Origin of the sequence: Rheinheimera nanhaiensis E407-8 (assembly GCF_000296695.1) — a bacterium.
Taxonomy (GTDB): domain Bacteria; phylum Pseudomonadota; class Gammaproteobacteria; order Enterobacterales; family Alteromonadaceae; genus Alishewanella; species Alishewanella nanhaiensis.
On the sequence record NZ_BAFK01000013.1, the window covers coordinates 22826 to 44179 of the forward strand.

Sequence of the window (21354 nt, forward strand, 5' to 3'; positions counted from 1 at the left end):
AGGTTGACACCTCGCAGAGTGCTGTTAGTTTGCCGGGGCCATATCCAGCAAAACGTTGCGGTATGAACAATACTGCACTTCAGTACCAGCCTGACGGTACAGGCCCTGACGCGCATAAGTGGTCATATCTTTGCTCAGGGTAAGTTGATGCCCTTGCCCCACCCGCACCGCGCGCCCCTGCGCCTGTCGGCTTTGTGTCAGGCAAAGCAGCTGTGCCAGCTGGCGATAATTATCACGTTCGAACAACTCGCCAGAGCTTAATAGCGGCGACTGGTTATTATTAGGTGCAAACTTCCAGTCGGCAAAGCGGGTACGCATTACACCGTCTTTAATTTCCAGCATGTCATCACGGGTTAAATAATGCGTACTGACTTTTTCAATCTGGCTGGCACTGCCCTCACCGCTGCTTTGCGCTTGTTGTATATCAGCAACAAAGACACCGGCTTCACCCAGTACCGCCATTTTGACTTCAGGAGCATTTTCGGCCCGGTCAAAACCGACTAATAAGGCCGTATTTTCGTCAATACCAAAACCAAAACGGGTTTGCGTATCATGTTGCAACCGGACTAACCGCGCCTGGCGGCCGCGTTCAGAGAAATGCGTATCCAGTACACCCCAGTTGAACAAGCCAAGGCCACCCGCACCGCTGTAGGTTAGATGGTTTTCGCCCAGGCCGTTAGCACAGCTCTGGTCTTTATCACAGCCACTTTGTGGTGCGGGCAAATCAAAAGCACCAAATTGCATAGCGCTGTAGCTGTCACCATTTGTAATCATCGGCGTCTTGCGTCCCTGATAGCTCCCACCTGCCATCACAGCACTACCGGCACTGGTGCCGGCTACAATGATCTGGCCGGCTGCCAGCATCGACTCCAGCTGCTTCAGCTCCGCCGTTGCCGTGCCATCGTCCTGACGAAATGCTTGTAATGTCAGGCTTTGGTCTCCACCATTAATGAAAACCGCGTCCGAACGACGAATAAGCTCTACCGCAGCTGTTGTACCCTGTTGGCAAAACCGTTCAAACTGCTGCATTAAATCTGGGTATACCCGCGCTCGCTGATAAGTACCATGATAAGCCGCCAGGTATTGTGGCAACTGCTCACATGATGGCGAATTATTGGCTTTGTTTTGCTGCGCTGCCTGATAGGCTGCATTGATCGGTAACCAGGTTACCTCGGCGCCTGCTTCGCTAAACAGATTGGTGTACATATCCACCGCAGCGAAGGGGTCGCGCCCTGAAGCAGTGACTACCAGCAGTCGCGGCTTACGCTGCGGGCCACTAACCTGCTGCGCTAAATCGACAATTTTACGCACAATCTCTACGGTAAAGGCATCGCTGGTTTGTGCCAAATTAGCAAATTCTCGTTGCCGCGTAGTCGCGCGGCGGCTGCCAGTGTTTGCACTTGCCATAATTTGCAGCTGGTCGAGCACAAAATTACGCTCACGATCGGTCAAAGCGGCATAATTAGTCCGGCCCGACACCCAAATACCGTCTATTTCTATCTCGGCGCCACGCCACTGCCGCAGCAACTCGCGTTCTGTCGTAGGTTCACCGGCCTGGCGGCTGCGGATAAACTCAAGCAGCGCAAGCGTTTGTTGCTGCTCAATCACCCGCTCTTCGCCCCAGAAACTGCTATCAGCAATATTGGCCAGGTGCTGCTCCGACAACAAATACTGCTCGCCAGACTTCGCAGCCGCAGTGAAGGTATCAGCCGCAGAGCAATAGCGATTGCTCACCGAAGAGCATATTTGCATACCACCGCCCACCAATACCATAGAGTATTCGGGCAGCTTTCTTTCGCCGTGAACATTGGCAGCCGAGGCTGAACTGGCCAGTAGAGCCGCAGAAAGGTAAAAACTTAGTGATCTCATTATTCTCTTTCTTATCGTAAGCGCAGATAGTTGCCTGGGCCTGCTGCCCGGCGCGGAATAAAATTTAATTGGCATAGATTATCCTGTATTGACTTCTTTGCCAATTAGCAGTACTTCTAATAGTGCTGTTAAATTCATTTAACGTTCATTTTCCGGTAACGATATGCTGAAAAAAGCCTTCGCGCTAAGTTCGTATCATTACTCGTCTTACTACCTGTCGGAGTGGTTTAACGAGTAGACACATGTCAGGCACTAAATCGTGTCTGGCAGGGCTATTCCTGCAAACCAATAACTCAAATTAATAATGATAAGTCAGGCCTGGCATATGTTGCCGTGCGCCTGGCCAAGTAAAGACAGGTATTTTTATGCACAAGTTATCTCCTTTAGCGCTGGCTGTTGCCGGCAGCTTTTTCGCTATGCCATTGGCTTTTGCCGCCGAAGAAGTGGCCAAAGAAGAACAAAAGATTGAAAAAATCGAAGTGACCGGCTCACGCATTAAAGGCGTCGATCTGGAAGGCACCCAGCCGCTGGTTGTTATCTCGGCTGATGATATTAAAAACTCTGGTGCAAACTCAGTATATGAGTTGCTGCAAGATTTAGGGCAGGTGCGTGGTGGTACAGGCACTTTTTCTACCTCAGAAAGCGGTGCAACTTCAACATCTACCCCAGCTGGCCAGGCAGCTGCGTCACTGCGCGGGCTTGGCCCGTCTTCAACGTTAACCCTGATTAACGGCCGTCGCGTTGCAGCATCATCGTTTGCAGCAGGCACACAAAATTTTGTTGATATTAATAGTATCCCCCTTGCCGCCATTGAACGGGTAGAAGTGCTGGCTACAGGCGCATCAGCCATTTATGGTGCCGATGCCGTGGCCGGTGTTATCAACTACATCCTGAAAAAAGATTATGAGGGGGCCGAGGTTACACTGTCTTATGCCAACAGCACGGCGTCGTCCAATGATGCCACTGTTAACGCCAACCTGCTATTTGGAACCAATATTGCCGGCGGCAACTTAACGCTGTTCGCCGACCTTTTTGATCGTGAAGGCTATATGGCGTCAGATCGCGACTTTACCAAACAGCCGGCCTTACAAAGTAATTACTCGTATTTGCCCAAGCTGCGTGATGGTGTCAACATCAACTACTACTCTGCACGCAGCGGCAATGAAATTGGCAACCCGAATTGTACCAGCCCGCTGGTAACAACCGAGTTTGGCGAGGAAATATGTGCTTATTATGCCAATCAGGATGATCAGCTGGAAAGCCCATTTGAAAGCCAATCAGCCGGCTTTATTTACACTAAAGATATTAATGGCTTAGTGTGGAATACTGACTTTTTCTTCAGCACAACCAAGTCAACTGCCATATCGTCACCAGCGCCGATAGAACAGGTCGAGCAAATTAACCCTGATCACGGTGCCTGGGTGCCAGAAACGGCATTAGACATCTACCCGGCAGACTACGTAGACTTCTTGTATGATGAGCTGTGGATAGACCCGTTTGACACCTTAGCCGGCCAGGAATTGTGGGGCTTTCAATACAGTGCCCGCTTCAATGATCCACGTACTATTGAAAATAAAACCGACTCTTTCCGCCTAACCAGCTCACTGGGCGGTGATATTGCTAATTGGCAATGGGAATCGGCCATTCTGCTGTCGCAATCCAAATCTAAACAGAAAGCCATTGCAGGTATCTACAATCGTTATAAATACAGTGCTTTGGTACATGGCGAACTTTGCAGCGACGGCAGTATCGCCAATTTTGACGAGGATATGGGCTTAAGCTGCTCTTCAGGCCAGTTACTGGCGGCATTTAACCCTCTGCTACAGAATGACGCAGCCAATAATGCCTTACTGTCAAACGCACAAGAAGTGCCGACACGGGATGGTAAGAGCACGGTTTATGGCTGGGACTTACGCTTTAGCGGCGACCTGATGGAGTTTAATGATGACTTTATCCGTGCTGCCTTTGGTATCGAAGCCCGCAAAGAAGAAATTACCGATACACCGTCGTTAAATGCCAGAGCACGACCAGAAAATCGTTATTTGGTTGACGTATTTGGTTTTGGCTCCAGCTTGTCAGAAGCAGACCGTACGCAAGCAGCGGCTTTTGCCGAAATTTATGCCCCGCTAAGCGATACTGTTGAATTACAACTTGCTGGCCGTTACGACTACTATGACGACTTTGGCAGTACGTTTAACCCTAAAGTAGGCCTGACCTGGCGCCCGCATGACAGCTTAGCCATTCGCGGCTCTTGGGCAACCTCGTTCCGCGCGCCCTCTTTAACTCAGGCAGGGGTAAAATTAAGAACAACCACAGCGACCTATGATTGTAGTGCTAATCAAACCGTTGCTGATTTGTACTGTGAGGGCTTTGGTGATGTGCGCCGGCCGAATGTGCTGGAGCTGGGCAACCCGGATTTACAAGCTGAGACCTCAGAATCAGTCAGTTTTGGTTTTGCCTGGAGCCCAACCGACAATACTACCCTAACCGTAGACTACTGGCAGTTTAGCCACGAGAAGCTGGTCGACACAGATCTGACGGCTATGCTCGCCAGAACTGCAACAGATGCCTCTGTGCGCCATTGTGGTTTAGTGCCTGAAGGTGAAACTGGTATCGCTTATAACCCGGATCTGTGCCTGGTAACTGATGAAGCTGGCCTGACGGTGGAAGATGAAGGCGCCAATATGGCACAGATCCTGGATGCCTGGGTAGCCTTTGACGAGCCACGTTTTGCCGAGCTGCCGCTTCTGCGCGATCATGTTATTCAGTTAGAGAACGTCGGCCAGCAAGATGTGAAAGGTGTCGATCTGCGTTTTTCACATACACTTGACTTTGCAGGTGGCCGCTTAGGCCTCGATGCTGACTGGACACACTATGTCAGCTTTGAGCGTAATAAAGCCGGCTCTGATGAAATTGAATCACTTATTGGCACCTTCCGCTACCCGGAAAACATTGCCAGTGCACGTATTTCCTGGAGCGGTGAAGCGGTTTATTTAGGGCTGACAGCACTTTATACCTCGTCATATCAAGATGACATTAGCAGACTAAGAGGCCGTAACATTGACGAGCTGACTGATCTTGGTTTGCTGGATGAGAATGGCGAGCGTGAGGTTTCAGCCTGGACAACACTGCGTGCCAATATTGGTTATGACTTTGAAAATGCTTCATTAAACTTCACTGTCGATAACCTGCTGGATCGTGACCCACCGGCGGTTTACGGCACAGCACGTGGCTTTGATTCTATTAACCACGACGCTTTTGGCCGTAACTATCGTGTATCCTTTAGCTACTTCTTTTAATTAGTACCGAGCGGGCGTAAGTAGATAACACTTATGCCCGCTTACCTTTATCGGCTACGACAAGGTTTACACTATGGCTAATCAAGTAAGACAACCGGTATCAATGCCGGATGCCTTTATCATTCTGTTTTTTGTCATGATACTGGCCGCAATCGCATCGCATCTGGTGCCTGCCGGCTCTTTTACTATGCTGGAGCCGGCGCCTGCAGCAGAAGGCGCTGCCAAACTGAAAAGTAAAATCGACCCGAACAGCTTTACGCTGCACCATGACGCTGAGCAAGGTGCGCCGCTATTTGCCGAAGGCGGCGGTATCGGCTTTTTTAACTATGCCTTTGAAGGCCTGGTATCCGGGGATAAATGGGGCTCGGCCGTTGGCGTTATTGCTTTTATTCTGCTAACCGGTGGCGCCTTTGGCATCATTATGAAAACTGGCGCTATTCATAACGGCATTCTGGCCTTGATAGACAAAACCAAACGCATGGAATTTTTGTTTATTCCGCTGATGTTTGGCCTGTTCTCGTTAGGCGGCGCCGTATTCGGTATGGGCGAAGAGGCGATTGCCTTTTGTATCGTGCTACTGCCACTGATGTTAGCACTGGGCTACGATGCCATTACCACGGTATTGGTAACCTATGTGGCCACCCAAATCGGTTTTGCTACCTCCTGGATGAACCCGTTTAATGTTGCTATTGCTCAGGGTATAGCGGAAATTCCGCTGTTGTCTGGCAGTGATCTTCGTATTGCCATGTGGGTGGTCTTTACCCTGTTTGGCATTATTTTTACCATGCGATATGCCGCCAAAATTAAAGCCAACCCTGAGCTGTCACTGAGTTTTGCCAGCGATCAAAAGCTGCGTTCAGAGCAAAGTGACAGTGCAAAAAACCAGTACAATGGCCTGGACTCGATCATCCTGCTGGCATTTTTTGCCGGCCTGGTGTGGATTATCTGGGGCGTAACAGTACGCCAGTACTACATACCGGAAATTGCCAGCCAGTTTTTTACTATCGGCGTGGTGATAGCCATTATCGCGGTAATTGGTAAGCGTTTTAGCATGAATGACGCCGCAGACGGCTTTAAGCATGGTGCTGCTGAGCTGTTGCCGGCTGCGCTGATTGTCGGTATGGCCAAAGGCATAGTGCTATTGCTTGGTGGCGACAGCCCTGAATCGCCGTCGGTATTAAACACGCTGCTGTATTACAGTGGCCAGGCGCTGGATGGCTTGCCGGCGTATTTATCGGCCTGGCTGATGCTGGTAATCCAATCGGTGATTAACTTCTTTGTCGCCTCAGGCTCAGGCCAGGCAGCGCTGACAATGCCACTTATTGCCCCACTGGCCGATTTAGTCGGACTTTCGCGACAAATTGCGGTATTAGCTTTTCAGCTTGGTGATGGTTTAACTAACTGCATTATACCTACCTCAGCGGCGTTGATCGGCTGTTTGGGTGTGGTGCGGGTAGATTGGACAGTCTGGCTGCGTTTTGTCTGGAAATTACAGCTGTGTCTGTTTGCGCTGGCCAGCGCCTTTATGTTTATCGCCGTTGCTATTGCATATCAATAACAGCGCGAGCTGTTTAAGGTAACTATTTTGAACAACATTATTTTAATAAAAAATGCCGAACTGCTGGCCCCGCACAGTATTGGTAAAAAAGACGTAGTACTGGCAGGCAATACTATTGCCGCTATTGGTGAAGACTTTAATCTGGCAGGCTCCAACCTGCCGGTAACGGTAATAGACGGCAGCGGCTGTTATCTGACGCCGGGTTTTGTCGATTCGCTGGTGCATTTCATCGGCGGTGGCGGTGAAGGCGGTTTTGCTACCCGCACGCCGGAAATGCAATTAACCGATGCCACCTTAGGCGGCGTTACTACCGCTATTGGCGTACTGGGCACTGATGCCACCACCCGCACCCTCACTAACCTTTTAGCCAAAGCGCATGCGCTGGAAACCGAAGGTATTAGTACTTACTGCCATACCGGCTCTTATGAGATCCCCTGTCGCACCCTGACCGGCAATATCACTGATGATTTGATCCTGATTGATAAGTTTATCGGTGTCGGTGAAATTGCCATCAGTGATCACCGCTCTTCACAGCCCACCACAGATGAAATTCGCAAAGTGGCGGCAGCAGCACGGGTTGGCGGTATTCTATCGGGTAAAAGCGGCGTGGTTAGTGTGCATATGGGCGCCGGCGAGCGTATTTTGCAGCCGATATATCAGGCGGTGGCCGGTACCGAGCTAAAACTCAAGCAGTTCTACCCTACCCATATGAACCGCAACCGCCGGGTGTTTGAAGCCGGTTTAGAGTTTGCCACTAAAGGCGGCGTGATTGACTTTACCACCAGCACTACCGACTTTGACTTAAAACATGGCGAAGTGGCTGCTGCGGCGGCACTGGCTGAAGCGCTGGCCTTTGGTATCAAAGCCATGCAGCTGACACTTAGCTCAGATGGGAATGCCAGCCTGCCGATTTATAACGACGAAGGCGAGCTGTTAGGCTTGCAGGTAGGCAGTGTGCAAAGCTTATATCAGGCAGCTCGTGAAGCAGTATTAACGCACAAGGTGGCCCTAGCCGATGCCATTTGCAGTATTACCGCAGCCCCTGCTGCAGTGCTGGGCTTAAAGCAAAAAGGCCGTTTAGCGCCACAGTTGGATGCCGATCTGGTGCTGCTGCGCCGCGATGACTTAGCTATTGATAGCGTGATAGCCAAAGGCAAGTTACTGGTGCAACAGGGTAAAGCCCTGGTAAAAGGCACCTTTGAGCGTTAAAGCCAAATAACACCTGACCAATAGCCCGCTGTTAAATAGCAATAATTCGCATAAATATGGCGCCTTTCGCCATAACATCCTTGCTAAAAAAGCTGCCTTGGCAGCTTTTTTTATTGTGCCAACTGCTATCAATGGCAAAAATATCGCCAATTCATGTAATTAATTTTCAATTTCAAAACTGCGCTTTCTGCGTTATTTCACCGGCCCGACACTACAAAGTCAGCTTGCTTTTTTCTGCAAGTCACGGTATACCTGTACGCTCTTGAACGTTTAGATGGCTAAACATTTTAAGAGCAAATACTCTACAACGCATTGACCTCTGAAAGAGTAACCGTTATTTTCTTTCAGCAGCAGCAAAAACCAACAATAAGAATAATAATTCAAAAATAATACATATTTATTTATCAGGACAAGTTTGGAGGTGAGTCATGGCGTTGTACCAACACAGTCAGGCAAGAGAAAACTGTGGCTTTGGTCTGATTGCCCATCTGGAGGGCGCAGCCAGCCACCGCATCGTCAGAACCGCCATTAATGGCTTAGACCGTATGCAGCATCGCGGCGGCATTTCTGCCGACGGTAAAACCGGCGACGGCTGCGGCTTATTGATGCAAAAGCCCGACAGTTTTTTTCGTGCTATCGCCGAAGAAAACGGCTGGAACCTAGCGAAAAAGTACGGTGTCGGTATGATTTTCCTAAGCCAGGATCCGGTAAAAGCGGCACTGGCAAAAAAAATTATCGCCCAGGAAATTGCCCGCGAGACACTTACCTTGGTTGCCTGGCGCACGGTGCCGGTAGATAGCAGTGTATTGGGCCCCTTGGCGCTTAGCTCAATGCCGCAGATTGAACAGGTAATTGTCAACGCGCCGCATGGCTGGGGCGATCATGACCTGGAGCGCCGTTTATATATGGTGCGCCGCCGCATTGAAAAACAGCTTAGCGATGATGCCGACTTTTATATTCCCAGCTTCTCATCGTTAGTTACCGTATTTAAAGGCCTGATGATGCCGGCCGATTTGCCGCGCTATTATCTGGACTTAGCCGATATCCGCATGGAAACCGCCATTTGCGTGTTTCACCAGCGTTTTTCTACCAATACCATGCCGCGCTGGCAGCTGGCGCAGCCGTTTCGCTTTTTAGCGCATAACGGTGAAATTAATACCATTACCGGTAACCGCCAGTGGGCCCGCGCCCGCCAGTATAAATTTGCTTCGCCGTTATTACCCGATCTGCAGGACGCTGCGCCTTTTGTCGGTCAAAGCGGCTCGGATTCCAGCTCGCTGGATAATATGCTCGAATTGCTGTTAGCCGGCGGCATGGACTTATTCCGCGCTATGCGTTTATTAGTGCCGCCGGCCTGGCAGGGCAACCGGGTAATGGACGACAACCTAAAAGCCTTTTATGAATTTAACTCCATGCATATGGAGCCGTGGGACGGCCCGGCCGGTATCGTAATGACTAACGGTCAGCATGTGGCCTGTAATTTAGACCGTAACGGCCTGCGCCCGGCGCGCTTTGTGATCACGCGCGATAAACTGATTACGCTGGCGTCAGAAGTGGGCATTTGGGATTACACCCCGGATGAAGTAGTAGAAAAAGGCCGCGTTGGCCCCGGTGAAATGCTGGCGGTGGATACCACCAGTGGTGAGATTTGGCGCTCAGATAAAATTGATGCCGATTTAATGGCGCGTCACCCGTACCGCGACTGGCTGAACAGCAATGTGCAGCGCTTGGTGCCGTATGAGAAATACGAAACGGATTTGATCGGTAAACGCGTGTTTACCGATGATGAAATGCTGGTGCTGCATAAGCTGTTTAACTACAGCTATGAAGAAATTGATCAGGTGATGACGGTACTGGCCAAAGATGGTCAGGAAGCGGTTGGCTCTATGGGTGATGACACGCCGATGGCGGTGCTGTCACGTAAACCTCGCACGCTGTACGATTATTTCCGCCAGCAGTTTGCTCAGGTGACTAACCCGCCGATAGACCCTTTGCGTGAAGCGCACGTGATGTCGCTGGCCACCAGTATCGGCCGCGAGCATAACGTATTTAAAGAAACCGCCGGCTATGCGCGGCGCATTCAGTTTGAATCGCCGGTGATGATGTACTCGGACTTAAAGCAGCTGAAACAGGCCGACGAGCAGTACTACAAACATCAGATCTTCTCATTAAACTTTGACCCTGCGCAGCTTAGCCTGCAGCAAGCGGTTACCACGCTATGCCAGGATGTGATCTCTGCCGTGCGCGATAACCAGGTGGTATTGGTAATATTAACCGACCGGCGTATTGAGCAAGGCAAACTGCCAATACCGGCAGCGATGGCGGTCGGTGCGGTGCAACATGCGTTGGTGAATGCCCAGCTGCGCTGCGATTCCAACATTATTGTTGAAACCGCCACCGCGCGTGACCCACATCATTTCGCCGTGTTAATTGGCCTTGGCGCTACCGGTATTTACCCGTTTTTAGCCTATGAAACGGTAGAGCAGCTGGTGGAAAAAGGCGTGATTAACTTAACCGCGCGGCAGGCGGTGCTGAATTACCGTAAAGGCATTAACAAAGGCCTGTACAAAATCATGTCGAAAATGGGCATTTCCACGGTGGCCAGCTATCGCTGCTCTAACCTGTTTGAAGCCGTCGGCATTGATAAAGCCGTGATGCAGCAATGCTTTGCCGATATCCCGTCGCGTTTGGGCGGCGCCGGTTTTGCTGATTTTCAGCAGGATATTCAGCAGCTGGCCAATGTCGCCTGGCTTAAACGCAAGCCGCTGAACCACGGTGGTTTATTAAAATACGTGCACGATGGCGAGTACCACGCCTATAACCCGGATGTAGTACAAACGCTGCAAAAAGCGGTGCGCTCTGGCAAGTACGAGGATTATCAGCAGTACAGCCGCATCGTCAACGAGCGCCCGGTAGCGCATTTACGTGACTTATTTAAACTAAATGCCGCCGCCGCGGTGCCGCTGGAGCAGGTAGAAAGCGAGGACAAGCTGTACCCACGCTTTGACAGTGCCGCTATGTCGATAGGCGCGCTTAGCCCGGAAGCACACGAAGCCCTGGCGATAGCGATGAACCGTTTGGGCGGGCGCTCTAACTCGGGTGAAGGTGGCGAAGATCCGCGCCGCTTTGGCACCGAGAAAAACTCGAAAATTAAGCAGGTCGCCTCCGGCCGCTTTGGCGTGACACCGCATTATCTGGTGAATGCGGAAGTTATCCAGATTAAAGTGGCGCAAGGTGCCAAGCCCGGCGAAGGTGGCCAGCTGCCGGGTGAAAAAGTGACCGCCGAAATTGCCCGCCTGCGTTATTCAGTGCCGGGTGTAACCTTAATTTCACCGCCGCCGCACCACGATATTTACTCGATTGAAGATTTAGCCCAGCTGATCTTCGATTTAAAACAGGTCAATCCACAGGCGCTGATCTCCGTCAAACTGGTATCCGAGCCGGGTATCGGCACCATCGCCACCGGTGTGGCTAAAGCCTATGCCGATCTCATTACCGTATCCGGTTACGACGGCGGCACCGGCGCCAGCCCGCTAACCTCAGTAAAATATGCCGGCAGCCCGTGGGAGTTAGGTCTTGCCGAGGTGCATCAGGCGCTGGTCGAGAACGGCCTGCGTGACCGGGTGCGCTTACAGGTAGATGGTGGCTTAAAAACCGGCCTTGATGTGATTAAAGCCGCTATTTTAGGCGCCGAAAGCTTCGGCTTTGGTACCGGCCCTATGGTGGCACTGGGTTGTAAGTTCCTGCGCATTTGCCATTTAAATAACTGCGCCACCGGCGTGGCGACGCAAGACGCCACCCTGAGGCGCGATCACTTTACCGGCCTGCCCGAAATGGTGATGAACTACTTTAAGTTCTTAGCCTATGAAGTGCGCGAATTAATGGCGCAGCTGGGGGTAACACAACTTACCGAGCTGATTGGCCGCACTGATTTATTAAGCGTCAAAGACAGCGAAACGCAAAAGCAGGCCAAACTGGAGTTAACACCAATATTGCAAGCCAGCGGCGTTGCTTCAGACAAAGCGCTGTACTGTGTGCAAAACAATACGCCGTTTGACGAAGGTAAGCTGAATCAGGAGCTGTTAGCGCGCTGCAAGCAGATGGTACTGCATAAAAGCGGTGGCCAGCTAAGTGTAAGTATCCGCAATACCGACCGCTCGGTGGGCGCGGCGCTGTCGGGCTTTATTGCCCGCCAGCACGGTAACCAGGGTATGGCGACCGATCCTATCCGCATCCGCTTAACCGGCACCGCCGGCCAGAGCTTTGGCGTATGGAACGCCGGCGGCCTGCATATGTCGCTACAGGGCGATGCCAACGACTATGTCGGCAAAGGCATGACCGGCGGTATGCTGGCGATTTACCCGGCCAAGGGCGCCGCCTTTGCCAAAAACGGCTTTACCATTGCCGGTAATACCTGCTTATACGGCGCTACAGGCGGCCGTTTATACGCGGCCGGTCAGGTCGGCGAGCGTTTTGCCGTGCGTAACTCCGGCGCGTTGGCGGTGGTAGAAGGCACCGGCGATAACTGCTGCGAATATATGACCGGCGGCGTGGTGGTGGTGCTGGGCTGCACCGGGGTGAACTTTGGTGCCGGTATGACCGGTGGCTTTGCCTATCTTTTAGATGAGCAGGACGATTTAGCGCTTAGGTTAAACCCGGAGCTGGTCGAGGCGCTGGACGTGACTACGCCAATACTGCAGGAGCACCTGCGTAGCTTGTTACACCAGCACGTCGAGGAAACCGGCAGCGACAAAGCGCAGAAGATCTTAAATGACTTTGGCAGCTACTTAAGTAAATTCAAGCTGGTTAAACCGAAAACCAGCGATGTAAACACCTTGCTGGGACACCGCGCACGCTCGTCAGCCGAGCTGCGGGTACAGGCGATGTAGGGAGGCGTTATGGCACAGAATGTATACCAGTTTATCGACGTAAAACGGATTGATCCGCCAAAACGCTCACACCAGGAACGCACTATCGAGTTTGTGGAAATTTACCAGCCAATGACCCACACCCAGGTCGAAGGTCAGGCTGATCGCTGCCTGGATTGCGGCAACCCTTACTGCGAATGGAAGTGCCCGGTGCACAACTATATTCCGCAGTGGTTAAAGCTGGCCAACGAAGGCAAAATTATTGAAGCGGCTGAACTTGCCCACAAAACCAACAGCCTGCCCGAAGTGTGCGGCCGGGTCTGCCCGCAGGATCGCTTATGCGAAGGCGCCTGTACGCTAAACGAAGGTTTTGGCGCGGTCACCATCGGCAGTATTGAAAAGTACATTACCGACAAAGCCTTTGAAATGGGCTGGCGGCCAGACCTTTCTGCCGTGGTAAAAACCGAGCGCCGCGTCGCCGTAATTGGTGCCGGCCCGGCGGGCCTGGCCTGTGCTGATGTGCTGGTGCGCAATGGCGTAACCCCAGTGGTATTCGACCGCTACCCGGAAATCGGAGGCCTGCTTACCTTTGGTATACCGCCGTTTAAGCTGGAGAAAGACGTATTAAAACTGCGCCGGCAAATCTTTAGCGAGATGGGTATCGAGTTTCGTTTAAACACTAACGTCGGTGTCGATGTCAGCTTTGATAGCCTGCTAAACGAATACGACGCAGTGTTTTTAGCGCTTGGCACCTACACGCCAATGAAAGGCGGTTTAGCCAACGAAGATGCGCCGGGCGTATATGAAGCGCTGCCGTTTTTAATTGGCAATATCAATAACCTGATGGGCTGGCAGACGGAGCACCCATACGTTAGCTTAAAAGATAAAACCGTGGTGGTATTAGGCGGTGGCGACACAGCGATGGACTGCGTACGCACCTCTATCCGCCAGGGCGCCACTAAGGTCAGCTGTGCCTACCGGCGCGATGAAGCCAATATGCCAGGCTCACGTAAGGAAGTACAAAACGCGCGCGAAGAAGGCGTCGAGTTTTTGTTTAACCTGCAACCGCTGGGTATCGAGGTTAACGCAGAGGGTAAAGTGATTGGCGTTAAGGTGGTCACCACCCAAATGGGCGCACCGGATGCCAAAGGCCGCAGAAGCCCGGAGCCGGTAGCCGGCTCTGAGCAGGTACTGCCAGCCGATGCGGTAGTGATTGCCTTTGGTTTTCAGCCCAGCCCACCGCAGTGGTTAGTCGATATGGGCGTGGAGCTGGACAGTAAAGGCCGGGTCGTTGCCAGTGAAAAGAGTACCTATGCCATGCAAACCAACCAGCAGAAGATTTTTGCCGGTGGCGATATGGTATTAGGCTCAGATCTGGTCGTTACCGCTATCGCCCAGGGCCGTAAAGCCGCCGAAGGTATATTGGATTATTTACAGGTATAAAGCCTCTACCATCTGTAGCAGCGGACGCGATAAGCGAGATTAGGTTTGCCCTAAGCCAACCGTTGAAGGCATGGATGCCTGAGACGAGCCTATAGGGACATATTCACGGCGTGTTGGCGTGGGCAAACCGGTTCGAGCCATACACTAAACCCGAACCAACACGATACCAAGGGAACCCAACAACATGCCCCACTTCACCCTACCCGACCTCTGTGACGCCCACGCCGACTGCATTCGCGTAGCCGAACCCATCTTTCACAACTACGGTGGCAAAGCTGCCTTTGGCGGGCAAATTGTTACCGTTAAATGCTTTGAAGATAACTCCAAGGTTAAGCAGCTGGTCGCTACACCGGGCCAGGGTAAAGTGTTAGTGGTAGACGGCGGCGGCTCTAAGCGCCATGCGCTACTGGGCGATATGCTGGCCGAACAAGCGGCGCAAAACGGCTGGGAAGGCATTATTATTAACGGCTGTATTCGTGATATCGACGAAATACGCCAAACGCCACTGGGCGTGCAGGCGCTGGGTATACACCCGATGAAAACCGACAAGCGGGATTTAGGCGATATCAATGTCACGGTGACTTTTGCCGGGGTAGATTTTATCCCCGGCCAGTTTGTGTATGCCGATAATAATGGCGTGTTGGTGGCGACTAAGCCGTTAGTGGTTTAAATAGTCGTAGGCTTTAAGCGTATTTTCCTTAATAATCAGGTGTAAACATGTATTTATGCTTAAAAGGATTTTACTAAATGCGCTGTAAAACTATCATTCTCGCTATGCTGGTTGGCATCTTACTGCAACTCGCGTTGAGCCAGGCCAATGCACAGGAAAACGACTATTCACTGCACATTCACGTGCGTTATCAGCAAGAAGCAGATTTATGGCAGGTGCGTTATGACTTGCCGATAGCGGTAGACCATGTTGCTTTTAGTCGCAATAGCAATTTTGACCGGCGCAAACTATACAAATTTGACCCGGCAAAATTTGTTTGGGATAAAGCCGGTGATGTGTTGCTGATAAGAAGCACAGACGGCAGCAAGTTTCAGACGCTCGAACTCAGCTTTAACTCTTTTTATGACTTTATTCAGAAAGACTATACCCACAATATAAAATTCACTGATGGCAGTATGCTGCTATACACCAACCATTTGACGCTGGGTGCCAATATTATTGAAGACAAAACAATCAGCCCGATTGGCACGTCTTTTAGCGGCACACAGTTCCACTTTTATGCCCCCGGTCAGAACATTATTTTTCTCGGTAAAACATATCGGGAGCAGGCGCAGTGGACCTTGGAAAATGAAGGTACCTACATCTACTTTGGCACTATAGCGCCAATAGAAACGGACACTATGCTGGCGATAGTTGATCCCAAACTACCGAAATGGGTGTGGGCACACACCCAGCAATATTTTCCAAAACTATTTGATTACTACAAAAAGAAAACCGGCCAGGCGTTAAATTTTAAACCTATAGTGTTTTTTAATTACGATCAGCTGGCGGGTGACTACGCTAACTACAGCGGCGGCACCTTAGATGGTCTGGTGCAACTGACTATTAACGGTAAACGTTGGAACGAAGAAAATAACAAGCAATTTAATACCTTATTTCATTTTTTAGCGCATGAAGCAGCCCATTTTTGGAATGGCCAAATGTTTTCATTTACCGATCAAACTGAGGCCTGGATGCACGAAGGTGGCGCTGATGCCTTTGCCAATTTTGCCATGCTGGAATTTGGCCTGATTGATAACGCTCAAATGCTGCAGCAATTTGAAGACGCAGCCAACAGCTGTGTGTTAAACAAAGGCGCAGAATCGCTGCAGCAGTCTGCCAAGCTGTGGCGCTATCGCAATTACTACAGTTGTGGAGCAGTCATGGCACTGGCCAGCCATGTTGCCATTCAGGCAAAAGCAGCAGACAAATCAGTATTTGATCTATGGCAAGGCATGTTTAACGCCAATACAGCAAGCAAAACCTATAGCCAGCACGACTATTTTAATCAGTTAAGCCTGTTAACCGGCTCGGAACAGTTGGCGCAAGCCCTAGAGCGATTTAGCCGCGATACAAAGCTTGATAATCAATCAGAAGTAGCAAGCTGGTTTGAGCAAACCGGTATAACGGTTTCATTATCGCAAAATTACCCGGCTGCGGTGACACAACATTGGGGCAAGCAAATTATTTCTAATCTTATGAGCATGCACTGCAAGGCCATCAGCTTTAGCAGTTATGACGACTATGTAAAAACCTACCCGATAGAATCGTGTAAAGCCTTCGAAAAAAGCTTAGAAATCCAATACGTTGATGATTTAGACGTATACAAAGAAGGTATTGCGGCATACCGGTTATTCCGCGAAAAATGCGAAAATAATCACAATATTGTGCTGAAGAACAAAGCTAAACAACCAGAGGCCGAAATCAGCTGTTTAACTGTGCCGAAAGAGATCAGTTCTTACCTGAGGCTAACCGCTAAAACAGCAGGTTAGTACACAAGCCGGTAACCCTCGCCGGGGTAGATTTTATCCCCGGCCAGTTTGTTTATGCCGATAATAATGGTGTTTGGGTAGCAACAAAGTCGTTGCTATAAAGCATATTATTTAACGCTGCTTTTAACACGGCCCGGCTGTAGCAGGCTGTTATTGCTAGAATTTTGTTACATTTTCATAGTGTGATTTAGTGTCAGCTTCCTCTAAACTGCCCAGCATTAATTCTGCGAGAATTGCACAAGATGAAAACGTTGTTAGGTCTACTGACTTTAGCAGTCAGTTTTTCAAGCTATGCCACAACCGTCCGACAGCAAGTCGATACATACTGGCAAGACAAGCAGCTTACTGAAGCAGTAAGTTACTTAACACCGTTAGCCAAACAAAAGCCGGCCGATGCCGAGGCACTCGCCCTGTTGGGTTATACCCAGGCAAAACAGGCTTTGCAAACTAAAGATATGAGTTTACTCAAGCCAGCAGTAAAGAACTTGTCCAAAGCAGTCAGCTTAGATCACGATAATGCAGAGTTCCAAAAATGGCATGCAAAAACCGTGTGCTTACAAATCGCTGAGTCTGGCATTTTTAGTGTCAGAGGGGCGCTGAAAAACTGCATGGCAAAATTGGAGCGGGTGCTCGAGCTTGCCCCCGAAGATACCGAAGTTATCGAACGCCTGGCGATGCTTCATGTAACCTTGCCCTCTTTTATGGGTGGCCAGCTGGAGCGGGCGTTAGAACTAACCGAAGTATTAAAAGCATTTAACCCGCTGCAGGCGGATATTTTGCTGTTTGATATTCTTGCCGCGCAAAATAAGCCGGCAGAGTTTAACCAGTTGCTGGCACAATCTGAAGCGTTAACCAGCAGGCCTGAACCTTACTTAACCCGGGCAAAATTTCATCTTGGACAGCAAAAGTTTGGCGAGGCTTTGGCTGATTTTCGTTTAGCCATTCAGTACGCTGCAGCAGATGATGAACAAACTAAAGCTATTCGGCTAAAGGCGTTACTGGGCTTTGCCAGCGCGGCGATTGACAATAAATCGCAGCTGGCAGATGGCGCTGAGTTTTTACGTCAGTTTCAGCAACTCAACACTGATTTACACGAGGCTGAGCAAGCTATGTTATTGCAAAGCCGGTTGCAGATTTTGCAGGGTGACACCGCTGAGGCCAAGTTGACGCTGACCACGTTGAGTAAGCAAAGTACCTTCAAACATATCCGGCAACAAAGCCAGAAACTGTTAAAACAAATCTAGAAGCTGAAGCATGTGCTTTTTGGCAAAAGGTAAGAGGCAAAATTTGCCCCATTAGTCATTGTCCAGGCGCTACATGGGTAAGCCCCCCCCCTAAAAACAACTGCCATGCCGGCTTGGCTATTGCGCCTTTAGCCTGGCGGTGCAACTATGCTTATTTAACTTACCTGCAGGGGATAAGGTGAAAAAGCACATACAACAAGCTGGCGCTGATTCGCTGTCGGGCGCTGGTGTTGATTACCGGCGCCGTCATGTTCTGAAGTTGCTGGCGGGCAGCAGCCTGGTGTTAAGTCCGCTGTTTGGCAGCAAACTGGCATTTGCCGCTGGCGGCATTAAACCGGGTATACAGCTTTATACGGTGCGGCAGTTAATGCAGCAGAACGTAGCCGCCACTTTACGGCTATTGGCCGGTTTAGGTTATCAGGAAGTGGAATTTGCCGGCTTGTTTGAACATTCCGCCACAGCGGTTGCAAGCTGGCTGGCTGAATATGGCTTGTCTGCTCCGGCAGGGCATGTGATGTTACAGCCGATGCTGACAGATACCAACCGGGTGCTCGATGAGGCTTTAGCCTTGGGGCATCGTTATCTGGTGATGCCGTATTTATTCGAGCATGAGCGTAATGATGGCTTGCGCAGTTACCAGCAACTGGCAGAGCAACTAAACCGTGTGGGCGAGCGCTGTCAGGCGGTAGGGTTGCAACTGGCTTACCATAACCATGATTTTGAATTTGCCGTTATTGATAACACTACGCCTTATCAGATATTGCTAACGCAAACCGATGCAACCTTAGTAAAAATGGAACTAGATTTGTATTGGGCCGCCAAAATGCAGGTGGAAGTACCGGCGCTGTTTCGCCGCTATCCGGGGCGTTTTCCGCTGTGGCATCTCAAAGATATGAGCGCTGATGGCAATTTTGCCGACCTTGGTACCGGCAGCATAAATTTTACCGCAGTGGTTAAAGCAGCGAAGATAGCCGGCTTACAACATGCCTTTGTTGAACGCGACAGTACCGATAATGTAGAGCGCACGCTGCAGCAGGGGATCCGCGGCTTTAAACAACTCTTCGCTTAACAAAAGTATTCGGGGCAAGGTTGTGCCTGAAGTTTATAACCACACCGCTTATGAGCTCAGAGTCATTGAAATTTTGCTTCAGAACGCTTTGCACGCTGTGCCCTGGTGAAAAATCATCTGCCAGTTTTTACCATCAAAGCGGCAGAGTGAGCTGCGCACCGAGTATGCGATAGCATCATTCTCTGCACGTTGTATCGTTGCGCGGTAAGTCAGCTGCGCCAGCCCGTCGGCTAACACACGACAGTCAAAATCTTGCTGGCTAATAACCGGCGGCGTTTCAGTGGGTAAACGCTGCAGCACATCCGCTTTACCAAAACAGCGGCCACTGGCACCAATTTCATAGAAATCATCGGCTAAATAGCGGTTAAGTAGTTCGGCAGATAAACGCGTAGCGGGCTGTACCAGTAATTGTTCCAGTTTTATTAATTGCTGTTTAATGGTGTTGCTATGCACTTTTATACGCCTCGGGCTGAGCCAATTTAACCTGCTAGGTTTACCGCAGTATATTCTACCCCTGCCCCGTATTGCCATGCGGACAACAACGGCACAATGCTGATAACAACCAAGCCATTGCTGGTTTGAGTTATCCAACTGCTGTTGCTATGCTCCTGTCAGGTTATTTACAACGGCCAGTTTTATGATTACCGCTGAACAAATCAAACAGCTTTCCACCGCCGAGAAATTACAGGTGATGGAAACCTTGTGGCAAGAGCTTACCGCTGAAGGTGCCAACCAGCTGGCCTCCCCAGCCTGGCACCAGCAGGCGTTGCAGCATACAGGACACGCCGTTAGGGAAGGTGATGAAGTCACTCACGACTGGGAGCTGGCGAAGAACAGTTTACGTAATAAGTTCCGATGAAAATTTTGGTTTATTTGCGCATTTTCTGACCTGTCACAGCTATTGATACACTTCGAGGGACACTTAGACGCATATCGCTCTATGACAAAGCTGACACAGAATATCGAACACGCTCTCAATGTCGAAACTTAATGTTTGTGACTGCTCATCATTGACTGCGCCGCACTCCCAACCCCAAAAAATGAAATGGAAGAAAGAATAAAAAGTACAATTTGAGTATTAACGGCAAATGCTGACCCTCCATTGCTTACGAGAATCAATGTCAAAGTTGTAAGAGATGGAATCAATCCACATACTAATATAATTGCTATTATGAATGATACCCTTTGCCACTTCACTTTCTGCCGTATTAGAGAACCTGACACCATTTTCACGAGAAGTTGCCCAAACAAAATTGATGAAGCAAAGCTCCAGTCTGGAGCCTTCAAGAAACCATGCAAATCACTCGAATAAATCTTGACAATCGCTATGACAATGAATGGCAAGATAATGAACAAATACTCAGTCAAGAGAATTACCCAAGCATCAGAATAACTATTATCACTCATGATCGATTTCCAACTGGTTGAAGTTAAAATCTACTTTTCTATGAACCTTTAAAACTTCATATTTCATATCCACTACAACACCTTTTTTGTCATAATAAATTAAAGTCAATAGGTCACAGTGCAATCCATCTCCCGGAGCAATAATTTCTAGGCGTTGGTGAAATTTATTGAGCCAATCTTCATCCCTAAGTTTGACCGGAATTGTCACCTTGTTCCGTATAAAATCCCACATAGAGCGACCAAGAAGATCGGGTTTTTTGATTATCAATGTTTCTTTTGATCGTGAACTATCAACCTTTTCAATGACAAGTGCCTGTAGATCTTCATCTGAAAGATAAAAACCTTTATTTATCTTACTATTAGATCTCAAAGTCTTAAAATACGCCTCATCAACATCATTTAGGTACTTAGTTGCCTTACCAATCTCAGAATACCCTTTGAGAAGTCGATATTTATCCAAAGAAAACACATTAGGGAATTCCTCCACCTTCATTTCCCCTGCCACTGCAGATATTTTCCTCTCTAAAAGGTCTAACTCATCAATATTTTTGATAGTGTCTTTTTCAGATATAAAATCCAATACTATCTCAGTGCATTTATTAAGAAAATCAACCAGCTTACCTTTCGTTCCAGTTGATTTCTCACCTGTGACTGTAGGTGAGAGCCAAGACTCTATAGATCCCTCTTTTACATCAGCTAAAAGAAATTTTGTCTTTGTTTCAGATGAAACGGAGCTTAGAAGACAAGCATGGAAGAACTCAATAGATGTAATTAAGTGACTCATAGATTCAAAAACTCTTTGAGGATTTTCTGAACCACGCTCAAAGTCTATTTTGATACAAATGTCCTTTTTTTCTGCCAAGCCTTCTTTCATATCACGCCACCATTACACTAAGAAATTTATTAT

At 49.6% G+C, this 21354-nt stretch carries 14 protein-coding genes; 10 read left to right on the forward strand and 4 right to left on the reverse strand.

Going from position 1 to position 21354, the window contains the following annotated elements:
* Nucleotides 1-24: 24 nt before the first annotated feature.
* Nucleotides 25-1869, reverse strand: coding sequence for a cyanophycinase (locus RNAN_RS11670; protein WP_040552057.1), 1845 nt, complete (start codon nucleotides 1867-1869; stop codon nucleotides 25-27).
* Between the two features lie 365 nt (nucleotides 1870-2234).
* Here RNAN_RS11670 and RNAN_RS11675 point away from each other — a divergent pair, with 365 nt between their 5' ends.
* From RNAN_RS11675 to RNAN_RS11715, 9 genes are all read left to right on the forward strand, one after another.
* The gene (locus tag RNAN_RS11675) at nucleotides 2235-5168 is read left to right on the forward strand and encodes a TonB-dependent receptor domain-containing protein (RefSeq protein ID WP_008221995.1); all 2934 of its coding nucleotides are present in this window, start codon (nucleotides 2235-2237) and stop codon (nucleotides 5166-5168) included.
* A 73-nt stretch (nucleotides 5169-5241) separates the two neighbouring features.
* On the forward strand, nucleotides 5242-6726 hold the full coding sequence (gene yfcC / locus RNAN_RS11680) for a putative basic amino acid antiporter YfcC (protein WP_008221997.1): 1485 nt from the start codon (nucleotides 5242-5244) through the stop codon (nucleotides 6724-6726).
* A gap of 27 nt (nucleotides 6727-6753) precedes the next feature.
* Complete coding sequence (gene iadA / locus RNAN_RS11685) at nucleotides 6754-7935, forward strand: beta-aspartyl-peptidase (RefSeq protein ID WP_008221999.1); 1182 nt, start codon at nucleotides 6754-6756, stop codon at nucleotides 7933-7935.
* A gap of 428 nt (nucleotides 7936-8363) precedes the next feature.
* Entirely contained in the window at nucleotides 8364-12824 is a 4461-nt protein-coding gene (gene gltB, locus RNAN_RS11690) for a glutamate synthase large subunit (protein WP_008222000.1), read from the forward strand.
* A gap of 9 nt (nucleotides 12825-12833) precedes the next feature.
* Nucleotides 12834-14246: an FAD-dependent oxidoreductase gene (locus RNAN_RS11695; RefSeq protein ID WP_008222001.1), complete on the forward strand. Its 1413-nt coding sequence runs from the start codon at nucleotides 12834-12836 to the stop codon at nucleotides 14244-14246.
* A gap of 184 nt (nucleotides 14247-14430) precedes the next feature.
* A complete protein-coding gene (gene rraA, locus RNAN_RS11700; protein ID WP_008222002.1) occupies nucleotides 14431-14916 on the forward strand; it encodes a ribonuclease E activity regulator RraA in 486 nt (161 codons plus the stop codon).
* A 77-nt stretch (nucleotides 14917-14993) separates the two neighbouring features.
* On the forward strand, nucleotides 14994-16727 hold the full coding sequence (locus RNAN_RS11705; protein ID WP_008222003.1) for a hypothetical protein: 1734 nt from the start codon (nucleotides 14994-14996) through the stop codon (nucleotides 16725-16727).
* Nucleotides 16728-16969: 242 nt separating this feature from the next.
* A complete protein-coding gene (locus RNAN_RS11710) occupies nucleotides 16970-17971 on the forward strand; it encodes a tetratricopeptide repeat protein (RefSeq protein ID WP_008222004.1) in 1002 nt (333 codons plus the stop codon).
* A gap of 178 nt (nucleotides 17972-18149) precedes the next feature.
* Nucleotides 18150-19040 (forward strand): sugar phosphate isomerase/epimerase family protein, encoded by an 891-nt coding sequence (locus RNAN_RS11715; RefSeq protein ID WP_008222005.1) that lies wholly within the window; start codon nucleotides 18150-18152, stop codon nucleotides 19038-19040.
* Between the two features lie 78 nt (nucleotides 19041-19118).
* Here the strand turns inward: RNAN_RS11715 and RNAN_RS11720 are convergent, their stop codons facing one another.
* Nucleotides 19119-19493 (reverse strand): nuclear transport factor 2 family protein, encoded by a 375-nt coding sequence (locus RNAN_RS11720; RefSeq protein ID WP_008222006.1) that lies wholly within the window; start codon nucleotides 19491-19493, stop codon nucleotides 19119-19121.
* Nucleotides 19494-19677: 184 nt separating this feature from the next.
* On the opposite strand from RNAN_RS11720, the gene RNAN_RS11725 reads away from it, so the two are divergent.
* A complete protein-coding gene (locus RNAN_RS11725) occupies nucleotides 19678-19899 on the forward strand; it encodes an addiction module protein (protein ID WP_008222007.1) in 222 nt (73 codons plus the stop codon).
* 128 nt (nucleotides 19900-20027) lie between these two features.
* Here the strand turns inward: RNAN_RS11725 and RNAN_RS11730 are convergent, their stop codons facing one another.
* Together RNAN_RS11730 and RNAN_RS11735 are read right to left on the reverse strand one after the other, a co-directional pair.
* Nucleotides 20028-20447 carry a hypothetical protein gene (locus RNAN_RS11730; protein WP_040552058.1) on the reverse strand — a complete coding sequence of 140 codons (420 nt, stop codon included), beginning with the start codon at nucleotides 20445-20447 and terminating at the stop codon, nucleotides 20028-20030.
* The gene (locus RNAN_RS11735) at nucleotides 20440-21321 is read right to left on the reverse strand and encodes a hypothetical protein (protein WP_008222008.1); all 882 of its coding nucleotides are present in this window, start codon (nucleotides 21319-21321) and stop codon (nucleotides 20440-20442) included. The genes RNAN_RS11730 and RNAN_RS11735 overlap by 8 nt, the downstream gene beginning before the upstream one ends.
* Nucleotides 21322-21354: the final 33 nt, after the last annotated feature.

What these genes read in the sequence shown, in the direction of transcription:
- RNAN_RS11670 (WP_040552057.1), bottom strand. Translation starts at nt 1,869, where the DNA reads ATGAGATCACTAAGTTTTTACCTTTCTGCGGCTCTACTGGCCAGTTCA.
- RNAN_RS11675 (WP_008221995.1), top strand. Translation starts at nt 2,235, where the DNA reads ATGCACAAGTTATCTCCTTTAGCGCTGGCTGTTGCCGGCAGCTTTTTC.
- yfcC (WP_008221997.1), top strand. Translation starts at nt 5,242, where the DNA reads ATGGCTAATCAAGTAAGACAACCGGTATCAATGCCGGATGCCTTTATC.
- gltB (WP_008222000.1), top strand. Translation starts at nt 8,364, where the DNA reads ATGGCGTTGTACCAACACAGTCAGGCAAGAGAAAACTGTGGCTTTGGT.
- RNAN_RS11695 (WP_008222001.1), top strand. Translation starts at nt 12,834, where the DNA reads ATGGCACAGAATGTATACCAGTTTATCGACGTAAAACGGATTGATCCG.
- rraA (WP_008222002.1), top strand. Translation starts at nt 14,431, where the DNA reads ATGCCCCACTTCACCCTACCCGACCTCTGTGACGCCCACGCCGACTGC.
- RNAN_RS11705 (WP_008222003.1), top strand. Translation starts at nt 14,994, where the DNA reads ATGCGCTGTAAAACTATCATTCTCGCTATGCTGGTTGGCATCTTACTG.
- RNAN_RS11710 (WP_008222004.1), top strand. Translation starts at nt 16,970, where the DNA reads ATGAAAACGTTGTTAGGTCTACTGACTTTAGCAGTCAGTTTTTCAAGC.
- RNAN_RS11725 (WP_008222007.1), top strand. Translation starts at nt 19,678, where the DNA reads ATGATTACCGCTGAACAAATCAAACAGCTTTCCACCGCCGAGAAATTA.
- RNAN_RS11730 (WP_040552058.1), bottom strand. Translation starts at nt 20,447, where the DNA reads ATGAGTGATAATAGTTATTCTGATGCTTGGGTAATTCTCTTGACTGAG.
- RNAN_RS11735 (WP_008222008.1), bottom strand. Translation starts at nt 21,321, where the DNA reads ATGAAAGAAGGCTTGGCAGAAAAAAAGGACATTTGTATCAAAATAGAC.